Origin of the sequence: Tahibacter harae (assembly GCF_024437735.1) — a bacterium.
Lineage (GTDB): Bacteria > Pseudomonadota > Gammaproteobacteria > Xanthomonadales > Rhodanobacteraceae > Tahibacter > Tahibacter harae.
The window spans coordinates 1-16,868 of sequence record NZ_JANFQO010000034.1 but is presented as its reverse complement, the minus strand read 5'-3'; the positions used below and the strand labels follow the sequence as shown (position 1 = coordinate 16,868).

At 68.3% G+C, this 16,868-nt stretch carries 9 protein-coding genes; 6 read left to right on the top strand and 3 right to left on the bottom strand.

Going from position 1 to position 16,868, the window contains the following annotated elements:
• Positions 1 to 90 precede the first annotated feature (90 nt).
• Together NM961_RS22795 and NM961_RS22790 are read right to left on the bottom strand one after the other, a co-directional pair.
• Complete coding sequence (locus NM961_RS22795; RefSeq protein ID WP_255916738.1) at positions 91 to 2,103, bottom strand: amidohydrolase family protein; 2,013 nt, start codon at positions 2,101 to 2,103, stop codon at positions 91 to 93.
• Positions 2,104 to 2,508: 405 nt separating this feature from the next.
• Positions 2,509 to 3,417, bottom strand: a complete 909-nt coding sequence (locus tag NM961_RS22790) for a LysR family transcriptional regulator (RefSeq protein WP_255916753.1) — start codon at positions 3,415 to 3,417, stop codon at positions 2,509 to 2,511.
• A 278-nt stretch (positions 3,418 to 3,695) separates the two neighbouring features.
• Between NM961_RS22790 and aceB the strand changes: the two genes are divergently transcribed.
• The 5 genes from aceB (at position 3,696) to ubiE (ending at position 8,987) form a co-directional block, all read left to right on the top strand.
• Positions 3,696 to 5,294, top strand: a complete 1,599-nt coding sequence (gene aceB / locus NM961_RS22785; protein ID WP_255916737.1) for a malate synthase A — start codon at positions 3,696 to 3,698, stop codon at positions 5,292 to 5,294.
• Positions 5,295 to 5,354: 60 nt separating this feature from the next.
• A complete protein-coding gene (gene aceA, locus NM961_RS22780) occupies positions 5,355 to 6,650 on the top strand; it encodes an isocitrate lyase (RefSeq protein ID WP_255916736.1) in 1,296 nt (431 codons plus the stop codon).
• Between the two features lie 206 nt (positions 6,651 to 6,856).
• Positions 6,857 to 7,471 (top strand): hypothetical protein, encoded by a 615-nt coding sequence (locus NM961_RS22775; RefSeq protein WP_255916735.1) that lies wholly within the window; start codon positions 6,857 to 6,859, stop codon positions 7,469 to 7,471.
• A 4-nt stretch (positions 7,472 to 7,475) separates the two neighbouring features.
• A complete protein-coding gene (locus tag NM961_RS22770) occupies positions 7,476 to 7,832 on the top strand; it encodes a gamma-butyrobetaine hydroxylase family protein (RefSeq protein ID WP_255916734.1) in 357 nt (118 codons plus the stop codon).
• 405 nt (positions 7,833 to 8,237) lie between these two features.
• Positions 8,238 to 8,987, top strand: coding sequence for a bifunctional demethylmenaquinone methyltransferase/2-methoxy-6-polyprenyl-1,4-benzoquinol methylase UbiE (gene ubiE, locus NM961_RS22765; RefSeq protein WP_255916733.1), 750 nt, complete (start codon positions 8,238 to 8,240; stop codon positions 8,985 to 8,987).
• 35 nt (positions 8,988 to 9,022) lie between these two features.
• On the opposite strand, the gene NM961_RS22760 is transcribed toward ubiE, so the two are convergent.
• Positions 9,023 to 14,452 (bottom strand): alpha-2-macroglobulin family protein, encoded by a 5,430-nt coding sequence (locus NM961_RS22760; protein ID WP_255916732.1) that lies wholly within the window; start codon positions 14,450 to 14,452, stop codon positions 9,023 to 9,025.
• 114 nt (positions 14,453 to 14,566) lie between these two features.
• On the opposite strand from NM961_RS22760, the gene NM961_RS22755 reads away from it, so the two are divergent.
• Complete coding sequence (locus NM961_RS22755; RefSeq protein ID WP_255916731.1) at positions 14,567 to 16,426, top strand: M1 family metallopeptidase; 1,860 nt, start codon at positions 14,567 to 14,569, stop codon at positions 16,424 to 16,426.
• Positions 16,427 to 16,868: the final 442 nt, after the last annotated feature.

The following is a 16,868-nucleotide window of genomic DNA, read 5'->3' as shown; positions in this document are numbered from 1 at the left end:
CCCGCCAATACCTGGTTCTCATCGAAGTAAGAATTCAACATTCCAACTTCCCGCCTCAAGGCGTGAGCATCCAAAACTTCAACTTCCACCTCAAGGCGCCGGCTTGATCCCGATCGATTCAAACAGCTTCGCACTGTCGAAGCGCCGGTCGCCGCGGATCACGGTCCGCACCTTGCGGATATCCGCCATGTTCAGGGTCGGATCGCCGTCGACCAGGATCAGGTCGGCCACATAGCCCGGTGCGATGCGCCCGTATTCCTTGTCGCGTTTGGCCACGCCGGCGCTGTCGTAGGTGGCGATGCGCAGCACGTCCTTGGGCGGAATGCCGGCGGCGACGTAGAGTTCCAGTTCGCGCGCCAGCTGCAGGCCGCCGCTGCCGTCGGTGCCGGAGACGATGCGCACGCCGCTGCGGTAGAGCAGGCCGACGAAATCGATCATGCGCTGGTAGCCGTCGCGGTAGGCGGCTTCCTGGCCGGGCTTGATCGGCAGGCCACCGGCGCCGGACTTGATGCCGCGCTGCCAGCTCAGCGGCAGGCGGTCCATGATCGCGGCGAAGCCGGGGCCGGGCAGCTTGGGCCGGCCCAGGAACATGTCCTCGAAGGTGCTCACGGTGGGATCGACCACGGTGCCGCGCTGCTTGAGGAAGGCGACGAATTCCAGCACCTGCGGCGAACCGAGATCGATGCTGGCACCGTATTCGCCGATCGACGTGAAGCGCGCCGGCGAGCGCGTGTCCTGCACTTTGTCGAACAGGAAATTCAGCATCAGCATATTGATGTGCTGGATTTCGTCGGCGCCGTTCTCCACGAACTGGCGCGCCGTCATGTAGGCCGGCACGTGGCCGCTGACGCGCAGGCCCTTGGCATGCGCCATGCGCGCGATGGCCGGCATCAGCTCGGGCTTGATCGAGGAATAGATCTTGATTTGCTCATGCCCGCTGGCGGCGTACTCGTCGACGAAGCGCTGGGCGTCGGCCTCGTTGTCGGCCAGGGCCTTGGTCGGGCCGGCGAAGGGGCCGGGGCCGTCGATGATGCCGGCCTTGATGATGCGCGGACCGATGTCCTTGTTCGCCTCGATGGCCTTGATGCGCTCGGCCAGCACCGGCGGGTTGTTGGCCAAGTCGCGCACCGTGGTCACGCCGCCGGCGATGTCGAGCACGCCGTCGGCCTGGCCGAAGAAATGCGCGTGCATGTCCCACAGGCCGGGCATGAGGAAACGCCCGCCGCCGTCCAGGGTTTCCGTGCCGGCCGGCACGCTCAGCGCGGCTTCCTTGCCGGCGGCGACGATGCGGCCCTTGTCGATCAGCACGGCCGCGGCGGCGGTGGTTTCACCGCTGGCCGGATCGAAGGCGCGCACATTGCGTATCAGCAGCGGCCCGGTCAGCGGCGTAGTCAGTGCCTTCGCGCGCTGTTCGGCCAGCTGCTTTTCCTGCGTGTCCTGCATCTTGCCCAGGGCCGGCAGCGCTTCGGCATAGCCTTCGCGCACTACCGACTGCCAGCTGGAATAGCTGGCGAAGAAGCGCTGCTGCTCGTCCAGCCAGAGGAAGCTCGGCGTCAGGTCCAGCCCGTGCAGGGCGTAGAGGCTGACCTTCTTCGCGCCCGGCTTGCCCTTGACCTTGAGTTCGCCGAGCTTCTCCGCCCGCGCAGTGCCGGCTGGCAGGATGTCCAGCCCCTGGGCGCCGGCCTTGATGAGCGCGCGGGCCAGCAGCACGTATTCCTCGGGCGTGCCGTTGAGGCTCAGGTAGAAGGCCGGCCTGGCCAGCTCGCGGCTTTCGTCCTCGGCCGAATTCTTCCAGCTGGCCTTGGCACCGTCGCGGCGGAAACTCTCGTCCACCGCGCCCTTGAAGTAGTCGTTGCCCTTGTTGGCGATGGCGTCGACGCTGCCGTCGGCGGCGATGCGGTATTCGCTGTCCAGCCTGGGGCCGCGGCCGCGGTCGTTGAATTCAAAATGCACGCGCAGGCTGCCGTCGTCGGCATAGCGCGCTTCCTGGAAGCCGGCCTGGTTGCCCATGGTCAGCACTTCGCTGCGTTCCACCTGCTCCGCGGCGCCGGCGATGCCGCCGGCACAGAAGATCAACACAGCCGCGCACAGCTGTAGCTTCATCGTGATTCTCCCGTTGGACTTTGCGAGCCTAGGCGGCGGCCGGCGCCGTCACGTGTGCCGAAAGCTGGGCGCCGCCGGACGTGGCGTAGTGTGCGGATGCGCGTCGTCGCGGTGAGCGCCGCCCTGCTCGGCGCCGACCACTGCGACGTGCGCGTGGCCGCAATGCGCTGGCGCTGACGCCGGTCGAGTTCCGCCTGCTGCGCCGGCCGATGGAAGAACCCGGCAAGGTGTATTCGCGCAACGCTGCTCGACGCCAGCTACGACGATCGCCGCGGTCGGCGACCGCACGGTGGATTCGCCCATCCGCACTCTGCGGCGCCCATTCGGCGAGATCGGCCCGGACCCGATCGCCCCGGTCTACGGCGTGGGTTTCCGCTTCGAGTTTGCGCGCGAGCGCTGAACCGCTCAGCGCTCGGAATGCCCGGCCTCGTCGTAGCCGCCGCGGCCGAACAGGCCGGGCCGGATCAGATCGACGAAGGCGCGCGCCTGGGTGGAAAGGTATTTGCCCTTGCGCATGACCACGCCATAGCTGCGCTGGGGGAAGTACTGGCGCAGGTTGCGCACTTCCAGGCGGGTCTTGTCGTGCTCGGTCAGGCAGATACCGGTGACGATGGAAATGCCCAGGCCCATGGCCACGTATTCCTTGATGACCTCCCAGCCGCCGACCTCGATCGCGACGCGGTAGGGCACGCGGCGCTGCTGGAACACCAGATCGACCAGGCGGTAGGTGGTCAGGCGCTGCGGCGGCAGGATCAGGCCGTAAGGCGAAAGGTCTTCCAGCTGGATATCGGGCTTGCCGGCCAGGACGTGGTCGCGCGGCAGGATCAGCATGGGGTCGAACCATTGCACCGGCTCGTAGGACAGGTCGTGGGGCACGTCCAGCATGGAGCCGAAGGCGAAGTCGACCTGGTCCTGGCGCAGCAGGGCCAGGCCGTCGCGGCCGGTCACGTTGTGCAGTTGCAGGCGTACGCCCGGATGTTCGTCGCGGAAAGCGCGCACCAGCGGCGGCAACAGGTACTGGATGGTGGAGGAGCCCGCCGCAATGGTGACCTCGCCCGCATCCAGGCCCTGCAGCTGGCTGCGGAACTGCTGGTCCAGCCCTTCCAGGCCCTCGACCAGGGGCCGCGCCAGCTCGTACAGCATCTGCCCTTCCCGGGTCAGCACGAAGCGCGGCCGGGCGCGTTCCAGCAGGTTGACGCCCAGTTCCTTCTCCAGCGCCGAGAGCTGCAGGCTGATCGAGGCCTGGGACAGGAACAACGCCTCGCCGGCACGCGCCAGGGTGCCGAACTTCACCAGATGGCAGAACGCACGCAACTGCTTGAGCCGGTTGCCTTTGTAGTAGAAGCGCGGGGTCGTTTCGACGGCGCCCGCCTTTTTCCCCTTGCGCCGCGGCCGCGGCGCCGCCGCGCTGCCGCCTTTGGCGCTGCCGCGGCTGCGCGGCGGATTCAAACGATCGTTTGATGACGCCATGATTTCAATGACTTGAAGTTGATTTAACAGAGTTAAATAACTGCATTGAAATGTTTGGTTTGTCAAATGCTGCGCTGCACGCATAGTCTCGAAGCTCGCGACAGGGCAGACGGAGCAAGGCGATGGCAGTTCCCGCAGACCAGTTCGGCAGCGCGGCGGTGGAGATCCGCGCGGTTCTCAAGCCGGGCTATGGCGACATCCTCACCCCGCCCGCGCTGGAGTTTCTTGCTGCGCTGCACCGGCGCTTCGACGCCCGCCGCCGCGCCCTGCTGGAAGCCCGCGCCGCGCGCCAGGCCCGCTTCGATGCCGGCGAGCTGCCGGACTTCCTGCCCGAAACCCGCGCCATCCGCGAATCCGACTGGACCGTCGCCCCGATCCCGGTCGCCCTGATTGACCGCCGCGTGGAGATCACCGGCCCGGTCGAACGCAAAATGATCATCAACGCGCTGAACTCCGGCGCGAAGGTGTTCATGGCCGATTTCGAGGATTCCTCGGCGCCGACCTGGGAAGCCATGCTCGACGGCCAGGTCAACCTGCGCGATGCCGTCGCCGGCAGCATCGAATACCGCGCGCCGGACGGCCGCGAATACCGCCTCAAGCCCGATACCGCCGTGCTCGTCGTGCGTCCGCGCGGCTGGCACCTGCCGGAGAAGCACGCCCGTGTCGACGGCGAGGAAATGGCCGGCGCGCTGTTCGACTTCGGCCTGTACGCCTTCCACAACGCCCGTGTGCTGCAGGGCCGCGACCGCGGCCCCTACTTTTACCTGCCCAAGATGGAAAGCCACCGCGAGGCGGCGCTGTGGGACGAGGTGATGGGCTTTGCCGAAACGGAACTGGGCCTGCCCGCCGGCTGCATGAAGGCGACGGTGCTGATCGAGACCCTGCCCGCCGTGTTCGAGATGCACGAGATCCTGCACGCGCTGAAGACGCGCATCGTCGGCCTGAACTGCGGCCGCTGGGATTACATTTTTTCCTATATCAAGACGTTCCGCGCCCACCGCAGCCACATCCTGCCCGAGCGCGGCCAGGTCGGCATGACCGTGCCCTTCCTGAAGGCGTATTCGGAACTGCTGATCCAGACCTGCCACCGCCGCGGCGCCTTCGCCATGGGCGGCATGGCGGCGCAAATCCCCATCTCCGGCGACGCGGAAGCCAACGAAGCCGCCCTGGCCCGGGTACGCGCCGACAAACAGCGCGAGGCCCGCGCCGGCCATGACGGCACCTGGGTCGCCCATCCGGGCCTGATCCCGGTGGCCCAGGCCGAATTCGACGCGGCCATGCCGGCGGCGAACCAGCTGGGCAAGCTGCGCGCCGACGTGCAGGTGAGCCGCGACGACCTGATCCTGGCTCCGCCGGGCACCATTACCCGCGCCGGCTTCCTCAACAACATCGACGTCTGCGTGCGCTACCTCGCCGCCTGGCTGGACGGCCTGGGCTGCGTGCCCATCCATCATCTGATGGAAGACGCCGCCACGGCCGAGATCTCCCGCGCCCAGCTGTGGCACTGGCTGCACCACGAGGGCCTCACGCTGGACGACGGCACGCCGCTGGATTTCGCCCTGTTCGACCAGGCCATACAGACCATCGCCGAACGCCTGCCCAAGTCCGGCCTGCCCGGCCAGGAGCGCGTGCCGCAGGCGGCCTGGATGCTGGCCGAACTCACCCACGCCCGCCAGCTGGCGGACTTCCTCACCCTGCCGGCCTACGCACTGCTGCCGTAAGCGCAGCGCCGCCAGCCGCCATACCCATTTCCACGCACCGCCACGACAAGGTTGATGATCATGAAGAATGCTTTCGCGACCGCCGAACAGCTGCAGCAGGACTGGACCAACAACCCGCGCTGGGCCGGCGTCACGCGCAACTATTCCGCCGCCGACGTGGTGCGCCTGCGCGGCACGGTACATGTGGAACATTCCCTGGCCCGCCTCGGCGCGGAGAAGCTCTGGAGCCACCTGCACAAGGAACCCTTCGTCAACGCGCTGGGCGCGCTGACCGGCAACCAGGCCATGCAGCAGGTCAAGGCCGGCCTCAAGGCAATCTACCTTTCCGGCTGGCAGGTGGCGGCGGATGCCAACCTCGCCGGTGAAATGTATCCGGACCAGTCGCTGTACCCGGCCAACTCGGTGCCGCAGGTGGTCAAGCGCATCAACAACACCCTGCTGCGCGCCGACCAGCTGCACCATGCCGAAGGCAAGGACGAGATCGACTGGCTGCAGCCCATCGTCGCCGACGCCGAGGCCGGCTTCGGCGGCGTGCTCAACGCCTTCGAGCTGATGAAGGCCATGATCGAGGCCGGCGCCGCCGGCGTGCACTTTGAAGACCAGCTGGCCAGCGTGAAGAAGTGCGGCCATATGGGCGGCAAGGTGCTGGTGCCTACGCGCGAGGCGGTGGAGAAGCTCAACGCCGCGCGCCTGGCCGCCGACGTGCTCGGCGTGCCCACTCTCCTGGTCGCGCGCACCGACGCCGAGGCCGCCGACCTGCTCACCTCCGACATCGACGACAACGACAAGCCCTTCTGCACCGGCGAGCGCACCGTCGAAGGCTTCTTCAAGACCAAGCCCGGCATAGACCAGGCCATCAGCCGCGGCCTGGCCTACGCGCCCTATGCCGACCTGGTCTGGTGCGAGACCGGCAAGCCCGACCTCGCTTTCGCCAGGAAATTCGCCGAGGCCATCCACGCGAAGTACCCGGGCAAGCTGCTGGCCTATAACTGCAGCCCCAGCTTCAACTGGAAGAAGAACCTGGATGACGCCACCATCGCCAAGTTCCAGAAGGAAATCGCCAGCTACGGCTACAAGTTCCAGTTCATTACCCTGGCCGGCTTCCACTCGCTGAACTACTCCATGTTCAACCTGGCCTACGGCTATGCGCGCCACCAGATGAGCGCCTTCGTCGAGCTGCAGGAAGCCGAGTTCGCCGCCGCCGAGCGCGGCTTTACCGCGGTCAAGCACCAGCGCGAGGTCGGCACGGGTTATTTCGACGCGGTGACCCAGGCCATCCAGAACGGCCAGTCTTCCACCGTCGCGCTCAAGGGCTCGACCGAGGAAGAACAGTTCCACGGCAGCCGCGCGGCCTGAGGCAGCCTCGGCAACACCTTGCCGGCGGCCTGGCAACGCGCTGACCGGCAAGGGAAAAGATCTCCTGGGGAGGAGAGATGGCACGCCGGATCCGATCGGCGGATCGGATCCGGCCGTGCTTTCCGCACCCTTTCAAACTCCGCCGCCGGACCCCAGATAACGCGGCTGAAACCCGGCGCCGCGCCGGCTCGGCTACAATCCGGCCCATGACCAATATCGTGAAATTCAAGGCGCGTGGACCGCGCGCCTACCTGCGCGAGGCGCAGGAACAGCGCATTCCCGTCCGGATCAAGCGCGAAGGCATAGATCCCGGCTGGGTCCACGGCATGATCGTGGATGTTTCGGTGGATTTCGTGCTGATCGCGGAAATTTCCGACTCCATGCGCTTCGACGGCTTCCTCGTCATCGCCCTGGGCGATGTCACCCATGCGGAAGAAGATCCTTCGCGCGAATTCGTCGAGAAAGCCCTGGCCCTGAACGGCGAAACCCTGCAGGCGCCGGCCGGCTTCCCGCTGGACAACTGGGCCTCGGTGGCCCGCGCCGCCGCCGCACTGGCGCCGGTGATCTCGGTCAACATGCTGGACGAGGAAAGCGGCGAAGCCAGCTATATCGGCAAGCTCGAAAACGCCGGCCCCGACGTGCTGACCCTGCGCGAGATCGACCCGAACGCGCGCTGGTACCCCGATGCCGGCGACTACGAATACGACGACGTCGGCTCCATCGGCTTCGGCACTGCCTACATGTACACCCTGTTCCGCGTCGCCGGCGAACCCAGCGGCCCGCCGCAGGAACCGCGCCTGCACAGCACCGACCCGCGCTGAGGCCATGGCGAATCCGCCGCGGCCCAGCGCCATCACCCTGCACCGCGCCTCGCACGTGCTCGAAGTCGGCTTCGACACGGGCGAGACCTTCCGCCTGCCCTGCGAATACCTGCGCACCCACTCGCCCAGCGCCGAGGTGCAGGGCCACGGCCCCGGCCAGCGCGTGCTGGTCGCCGGCAAGCGCCACGTCAACATCGACGCAATAGACCCAGTAGGCCACTACGCCGTACTGCTGCGCTTCGACGACGGCCACCAGACCGGCATCTTCTCCTGGAGCGTGCTGCACGAGCTGGGACGCAATCACGAGGCGAACTGGGCTGCCTATCTGGCGGCGCTGGAACAGGCGGGCCTGAGCCGCTAGGCGGCTGAGGGCTGGGATTCGTGGAAGCGGCCCGGAGGGTTGGTTTTGCCTTGCGGCAAGCGGACTCTTCGGCCTTCAGCGCTTCGGAGCGCGACGCCAAGACTCGTGAAATCATGAAGCTCTTGGCATTCGGACAACCACTACTGATTCAGGGACACCCAGCATCCCGCCCCCGCGGCAACTGAACCGGCAACTTCAGGACACCCAGAATCCTCCCGCCGCGGCAACGATTCAGGGACATCCAGGAAATCCGGCAGGACGAAATTCGGGACACCCAGAATCCCGCCCTACGGCCACTTCAGGACGGCAACTTCAGGACACCCGTAATTCACGCCGCCGCGGCAAAACGCCGCCCCGGGCTCCGCCGACGTCGAAGCCTCCGCGCCGGTGCGCTAGCATCGCCGCATGAGCGAGCCATCCACCACCCATTTCGGCTACCGCGACGTGCCCGTCGCGGAGAAGCAGAAACTCGTAGCCCAGGTCTTCACCTCGGTCGCCGACAACTACGACCTGATGAACGATCTGATGTCGTTCGGGATACACCGCCTGTGGAAACGCCACTTCGCCGCGATCAGCGGCCTGCGCGCCGGCGACCGCGTGCTGGACCTGGCCGGCGGCACCGGCGATATCGCCGCGCTGCTGCTGCCCCTGGTCGGTGATTCGGGCGAGGTGGTGCTGGGCGACATCAACGCCGCCATGCTGCGCGTGGGCCGCGACCGCCTGACCGACCGCGGCCTGGTGCAGGGCCTGCGCTACGCACAGATGAATGCCGAGGCGCTGCCCTTCCCGGACAAGAGCTTCGACGCCGTCACCATCGCCTTCGGTCTGCGCAACGTCACCGACAAGCAGCGCGCGCTGGAGGAAATGCACCGCGTGCTCAGGATCGGCGGCAAGGCGCTGATCCTGGAGTTCTCCCAGGTGCGCCAGGACTGGCTCAAGCCGCTGTACGACTTCCATTCCTTCCAGGTGCTGCCGCGCCTGGGCCGCCTGTTCGCCCAGGACGCCGACAGTTACCAGTACCTGGCCGAATCCATCCGCAAGCACCCCGACCAGGAAACCCTCAAGGGCATGCTGGAGAAAGCCGGCTTCGCCAAGGTCGAGGTACGCAACCTCAGCGCGGGCATCGTCGCGATCCATCGCGGCTACCGGGTCTGATCCGCGCCGCCGGCACGCCGGCGGCGCGCTCCGCTTCAATCGCCGATCTTCACCCGCTGCGGCGCCGTGCGCGCGACGCTGGCGCCGCCGTACATGAGTTCGGCCGTGGCCGGCGGTGCGAAGTAGTCGCCGCGATGGGCGGCGCGGGCGTAGTAATAGACCACGTGATCGCCGGGCGGCAGCCGTTCGGCGTAGAAGCGCACATCGGTATCGCTGTGCCGGCGCGTCCCGAACAGCCAGGAACCGCGGCCGCTGTCGCGCAATTCGACGCCGCCGACACGATCCAGTTCGAACTGTTCCGGGCGCAGGCCGCCGGGCACGCTGTCGACCAGCGCGACGTGATGCCGCAGCGCCGCCGTGACCAGGCGCAACTCCACACGCACCCGTTCGCCGGGCTGGATACGCCCATCCGCGACGGCCCGCCACTCGCCGCCGCGCCATACGGCGTAGCGGCGCTGCAGCGCCAGCCCTATGCCCACGGGCTGGCTTTCGCGCTGATCGTGCAGATAGCTGACTTCCGCCACATAGCCCAGGCCGGCTTCGTCGGCATCGGACTGCAGCGTCAGCGTGCGCGCGGCCGCATCCAGCGGACGGCTCCAGAACGGTTCGGCAGCCGGCCCTCCCAGCGCCACCGATTCGCGCCGGCCGTCCAGCTCGACCACAAGATGCGCATCCGCGGCGGCCGCCGGCGGCAGCGCCGCGACGGCCATCAGGCATTGCGCCGCCGCCTGGGTGTCCACATTCACGCCGCCGCCGGCATACAGGTCGCCCAGGCCGCGGCGCCAGGCCGGCAGCTCCGCGTCCTGCGGATCCAGCCGCTGCAAGGCGTCGATCAGGCCGCACTGGTCGCGCAGGTCGGAACCCAGCCAGGCGCTGCGGTCGCCGGCCCCGTGCAGCACGCGACGACCGCCCTGCAGCGGCGCAGCGGCACGCAGTTGTTCCTGGCGCTGCGCCCGCTGCGGAAAGCGGCCGGAACGCGCCTGCATGGCCAGCAGCAGACGGCTGCGCGCGAAGTGGTCGAGTTCGTCCCAATGCTGATCGGCAAGGCCGACCAGCGCGTCAAAGCGCGGTTCTGCGGGCAGCACCGCCAGCACCGTCGCCAGCTCGCGCCAATCGCGCCGGGTCAACTCGCCGTCGTGCTGCAGCGCCCGGTCCAGATGACTGGACAGCGCCTCGCGGGCACGCGCCAGGACAGCGGCATCGACCGGATGCCCCCATCCAGCCAGGAATTCCAGGGCCTGCACCGAATAGGCCGTGAGCAGCACATGGCCGTCCTGCTGCCCGCCGTCCGGGTTGGTGAAGAACAGGAACAGGCCGTCCTGCTGGTACGCCGGTGCCTGGGCCAGCACCTCCGCCAGCGCGGCCTCGGCCTGGGGCCATAGCCCCTGCAGCACCGGCAGGCGCAGCGCGGCGGCCGCGCCGACGGCGCGGCTCAGCGATTGCTCCCAGCAGCGATGCGGATAGTCGCGCAGGCCGGCGACCCAGCCGCCGGCGAACAGCTCCGCACCGCGCCCGGCGCGCAGGCGCAACTGCGCCTGGCGCGCCCCCGGCGGCAGCCATGGCAGCTGCAGCACCTGCGACGTCCCGCCCATCCAGCCGGCGACCGTGACCCGCTCCTGCGCCTCCACGCTGGCTACCGGCAGCGGCTGGCTCAGCGCATCGCTGTCCGCACCGGCGCGGGCCTGTACTTGCAGCGACAGCTCGCCCGCGGCCGCAGGCGCCGCCGGTGCGACCAGACGCATCTCCTGTGCCGGCGCCAGCGGCCTGGACTGGACCGCTTCCCGGCTCACACCGGCGCCGTCCAGCCGCAATTGCGCGGTGACGGTCTGCGCCGCCGCGGAGTTGTTGCGTACCGCCGCGGCGATGCGTGCCTGGTCGCCCACATGCAGCTGCGCCGGCGCCTCCGCGCGCAGTTCCAGCGGCAGGCCGGCGCGCACGGCGGCCTCGTCGTAGTAGAAGCCGTCGTCGCCCTGCACCGTCCAGGCGGAAACCTGCCAGCGGGTCAGATTGTCCGGCAGGCGCACGCGCACCGCTTCCTCCGCCCCGGCCGCCAGCGGCAGCGAGGCGCGCCAATACGCCGTATCGGCGAAATGGCTGCGCACAGCGACGGCCGGGCGGATATCGCGCAAGCTCTGGCGCGGCCCCAGCACGACCATATCGGCGCGCCGCACGCGCGAGCCCGTGACGACGATCCGCTCCAGCACTTCGCCCTCGTCGTCCACCTGATTGAGCAGCTGTTCCCAGGATGCGGCCAGGCCGCGCGAAAACGGCCAGCCGGCAAGATCCAGATGCCTGGCCGTGCGCCAGGATTGCAGCGCGCCCAGCCAGCCCCCGGTCTGCGGATTGCGCTCGGCCAGGATTCCCGGCGCCTGCAACCGCACCGACTCGTCGGCCAGCGCCAGCACCACGTCGATGGGTGCCGCGCTGCGGTTGTGCAGGCGCAGCGTGATCTCCTCGCCGGGGCGCGCCGCCGCCGGCACCTGCAACTGCAACGGCGAAGTCCGCGGCGCGGCGGCGACCGGCAGCTTGAGTTCGGCCGCCAGCGGCTGGGCCGCGCCCGCGGCGTCGTAGACGACGGCGCCGAGGGTGACGCCGGGCGCCCATTCGGCCGGCAGATCCAGCGCGAACCGCAGCTCCGGTCCGTCCACAACCGCAGTCCAGTGTTTGAGTATCGCGCCATGCTGTACCGCAAACAGCACGCGCGCCCGGGCGAACGGCTGGCGCAATACGATCTCTGCGCCGCCGGGGCCGGTGCCCGAGCGCTGCAGTTCGGCGCGGGGCTTTTCCTGCGGCGCATAGGCTTCACCCCAGACATGGCGGGTCAGCGTGGCCGCCACGGCACCGGCGCTGCTGGCGACAAAGCGATAGCTGCCGGTGACCGGCGCGCGGAACGGACAACGCCGCGGCTGGTCCGGCAGCAGCTCGCAACGCGCCAGGATCGGAGCCTTGTCCTGCGCCGCGGCTTCCGCGGTTTCCGGCAACGCCTGCTGGATGGTCAGCGTGACCGGCGGCGCGCCGGGCACGCGCTTTCCGTCCGCGTCGATGACGACGGCCGTGAGTTGCGGATCCTCCGCCAGATTCAGGTCGTATCCCAGTTTCAGGCCGACAAAGCGGCGGTGACGGCTGAAACGCAGCCCGACCGTGGTGCTGTTCGTATACGACGCGCTCGATGTGCTCACGAAAGCGGAAAGTTCGAGCCTGCCGAAAGGAATGGGCGTGTGATCCGGGTCGGCATCCTGTGCGCTGTCCAGCGGCAGGACGTATTCGTAGCGCCCGTCCTGGTCCAGCCATACCGCCCGGGTCTTTTCGGCGGCCAGGGATTCCCCGCCGCTGCCCAGGCTTCCCTGGTACGGATCGACGAATTCGAACTGGGCGAACTCGGCGAACTCGTCCTCCAGCCGCAACGGCGTGAGCAAGGTTTGCAGTTCGGCCCGCGCGTCCGCAGCCGGGCCGCCGGAATAGAAGCCGGACTCCAGCGCGACCCGCAGCGATTCCTTGTCGTACACCAGCGACTGTGCCGTCTTCAGCTCCGCCCACAGCGGCGTGGCATGGTAATTCTGCACATCGAAGCAAAATTCCCCGCTTTCTTTTCCCTCCAGGCGGGGCTCCAGGCAGTAGCGCCCGTCATCGAGCGCCGCCGGCAAGGTGAGCGCACCGGAGAAGCTGCCGCCGGCCTGTGCCTGCGGCTGCAGTTCCTGCAGAGAGTCGCCGCCGCCGAAAGCACTCAGGCGCAGCGTGAGCGCATCCGGCAGCGCAGCCAGGCGCAGGTGGTTGGCCGCGCGTTCGCGCAGCCAGACGCGGAATTGCACCGCATCGCCGGGCCGGTACAGCGGACGGTCGCTGACGCCCCAGTACATCAGGCCGCCATCGGGGACGGCGTCGCTGTAGTCTTCGGCCCGCGGCGCGTCATCCAGCGGCAGTACGCTGACCTGGCCACCGCTGCGTGCGCGCAGGAACAGCGGATATTGCTTGCTGCGCGCCGGCAGCGACAGCAGCAGGCTGCCATCGTCGCCGCTGCGGCCCTGGGCGATCTGTTCCAGCGCACCGGACGGCACGGCCTGCAGCAGCTCCATTTCCACATTGGCGTGCGGTGCAAAATCCTTCCACCCGCTCGCCCAGAACAATATCTGCCGCGGCGTGCGCAACGCGGCGACATGGAACGGCGCGTAGGCGATGGCATAGGAGCGGTCCTGTACGAAGCTCTGCTGGACCTGGCCGAAAACCAATCCACCATCGCGGCGCAGTTGCGCCGGGACCCGCAGCGCCCGCAGCGGCCGGCTGCGGTTGTCGCGGCGCGACTGCAGCACGGCTTCCTCGCGCTGCAGGCCGGCCGCATCCAGGCGCCGCTCCACGATGCGGACCGAAGGGATGTTGCGGGTGGTGCCGAGCACCGGCGCCGGATCGCCGGGCCGCAGCAGCAGATACGACTGCGCCAGCTCCATCCGCGGCGGGAAATCGCTGCTGCGCAGCGTGATTCCGACCGGCGCCTGCAGCGCGCTGCCGTCGGCCGCGGCCAGCCAGTCGGGCACGGTCAGGCGAAATTCGGTGTTGGCGCGCTCCACGCGCAGGGCCAGGCGCCAGCCGGGGTCGAAGCGCACGTCGAGACGGTTGTAGGCGAAGCTGCCGTACGGCGCCTGCGCTCCGCTGCCGTCCGGCCGCAGGCCCGGCGGCAGCTGTGCCAGCCAGCGCTGCAGCGCCGCGGGCGCCGGCTCGCGCGAGAACTCCAGCACCAGCCGGTCGCCGCCGGCACACTGGCCCACTTTGCCAGTGCAGGCCCAGCGCCGCAGCCGGTACGGCTCGTGCTGGAACACGCGCAGCAGCACCTCGTCCTGCGCGCCGGGCAGCGGTCCGGCGGGAATGCGCAGGCCCGGCTTGACGCGCAACAGCAATTCGCCGCTCACATCCGCGTCCAGACTGCGAACCTGCCACGAGGACTCCTTCCGGCCGCGCTGTCGCGCATCCTGCTCCAGCTGCAAGGGCAAGTCCGCGCCGTCGGCGGCCTGCAGCCGCAGCACCGCGCGCAGATCCGCCGCAGTAACGCCCGCCGGTGCCGAGAACCGGATCGAGGCCCGGCCGCCGCTCCAGGCGACATCCTCGACGCGCAGTTGCGGCAGCTCGGAATGCACCGCCAGACTCACCGGCGCCAGCTCCTCGCCGGCCAGGTTCCACTGCCCGCCGTCGAGGCGGATGGTGTACGGCGTTGCCAGCGGAACGTCCGCGGCATCGAAGGGACGGATACATTCGAGCAGGTCGGCACCTTGCCAGGACCATTCGCAGTCCAGCTCGGGTTCGGTGCGGATGCTGTGCAACGTGGTCCTGCCGGCCCAGGTCAGCATGGGCTGGTCGAACCGGATCTCCGGCGCGCCCCAGTCAGTAAACTCCGCCGTCGCCCGCGGCGGGGCGGCTGTCGCCGGCAGGCTTGCGCAGACCAGAATCAGCAGCACCAGTCGTAAGCGGATGTCCATATCACCTCCCCGGGTTGGCCGATCATTGCCCGGCAGCCTTGCCCAGGCAATGCGTCACAAGCGGCGCGGCGGCGGTGGCATACTCGGCCACTTCGCCCCGCAACCGGATCCGCCATGCTTCCCATCCGCTGCCTGCTTCCCGCCCTGGCCCTGTTCACCGTCTCCGCCCAGGCCGCCGGTGATCCCAATTCCTATGCCGAGATCGACAAGGTCCGCATCAAGTCGCTGGCGCTGGATCTGAAGGTCGCGTTCAACACGCGCCAGATCGTGGGCACGGCGGAGATGGACCTGGAATGGCGCGACAAGAGCGCGCAGCAGCTCAAGCTCGACACGCGCGATCTGTCCATTGCGACGGTGGAACTGGTCGATGCCGCCGGCAAGCGCACCCCGGCCAAGTTCACCCTGGGCGAGCCGGACAAGATCCTCGGCGCACCGCTGACGGTGGAAGTGCCGGGCCAGGCGAGCAAAGTGCGTGTGTCCTATGCGACCAGCCCGGCGGCATCGGGCCTGCAGTGGCTGGGCGAGGCGCAGACCGCCGGCAAGAAGTATCCCTTCCTGTTCTCCCAGTCCCAGGCCATCCACGCGCGCTCCTGGGTGCCGCTGCAGGACACGCCGGGCGTGCGCTTCACCTATACCGCCGACCTGCACGTGCCCAAGGAACTGCGCGCGGTGATGAGCGCGGACAACAACCCCGGCCCGCTGCGCGGCGACGGCGAGTTCCATTTCGTGATGGACAAGCCGATCCCGTCCTACCTGCTGGCCATCGCGGTCGGCGATATCGCAGTGAAGTCCACCGGGCCACGCACGGCGGTGTATGCCGAGCCCAGCATGGTGGACAAGGCGGCCAAGGAATTCGAAGACACCGAGAAGATGATCGTCGCGACGGAAAAGCTCTACGGCGACTACCGCTGGGGCCGTTACGACATCCTGGTGCTGCCGCCGAGCTTTCCCTTCGGCGGCATGGAAAACCCGCGCATGACCTTCGCCACGCCGACGGTGATCGTCGGCGACAAGAGCCTGACCTCGCTGGTCGCGCACGAGCTGGCGCATTCCTGGTCCGGCAACCTGGTGACGAATTCGAGCTGGAAGGACATCTGGCTCAACGAAGGCTTCACCAGCTATGTGGAAAACCGCATCGTCGAAGCCGTCTACGGCCGCGAGCAGGCCGACATGGAAGACGTGATCAGCCAGTTCGGCCTGAAGCAGGACATGGCCGATCTCAAGCCGGAAGACCAGCTGCTGATGCTGGCGCCGCTGACCGGCCGCGATCCGGACGATGCGCTGACCCAGGTCGCCTACATCAAGGGCGCCTGGTTCCTGAGCTTCCTGGAAAAGCGCGTCGGCCGCGAAGCCTTCGATAAGTTCCTGCGCGGCTGGTTCGACAGCCATGCCTTCCAGAGCGTGGACAGCGACGTGTTCACCGCTTATCTGCAGAAGAACCTGCTGGACAAGCATCCGGGCAAGGTCAAGCCGGCCGAACTCGATGCCTGGCTGCGCCAGCCCGGCATTCCCGACACCGCCGAACAGGCCAAGTCGGCCCGCTTCGACAAGGTCGACGCCGCGCGCGCCGATCTGCTGGCCGGCAAGATCAAGCCGGAGCAGGCCGCCGGCGACAAGTGGGGCACGCAGGAAACCGTGCGCTTCATCGAAGGCCTGCCGCAGACCCTGGATCCCAAACAGCTGGCCGAGATCGACGCCGCGTTCAAGTTCACCGGCACCTCCAACGGCGAACTCGCCCAGCGCTGGTATCCGCTGACCGTGCGCAGCGGCTATACCGCGGCGCGCCCGGCGATCGAGAAATTCCTGATCGGCATAGGCCGGCGCAAGCTCATCATGCCGACCTGGGAAGCCCTGGTCGCCACGCCCGACGGCCTGGCCTTTGCCGAAGGCGTATTCGCCAAGGCACGCCTGGGCTACCACCCGATCACGACGAGTTCGGTGGCGGCGACGTTGGAGAAGGCGAAGAAGAAGTAAGAGGCGTGGCTGCTGGTCCGGCGGCGGCTGCTGGTCCGGCGGCGGCTGCTGGACCAGTGGCGGTTGCTGGACCGGCGCCGCTCCCGGGCTGTCCGCGAGCGGCCGCTGACGGCGGCCGCTTCAGCAGCAGGCATGGCCACTTCAGCAATCGGTGCTGTTGCTTGAAAGCCCTCTCCCCCAAGCGTGTTTACGCGCTTGGGGGAGAGGGTTGGGTGAGGGGGCGACGCGTCAGATCGCCTCGAAGCATTGGTTTTCGGCGCAAGCTTGTGCGTTGAAGACCAAGGCGACAATTCAAACGTCGCTGCAAGATTCAACGTCTCCCCCTCACCCCAGCCCTTATGTCTCGCCGCCCCCGTACTCTAGGCGTCGAGAGCCGGCATGCGCGCCCGTAAAGCCCCTGGTGAGCAACCGAGGGAGAGCCTGGAGCCGCATGCCGGAACTC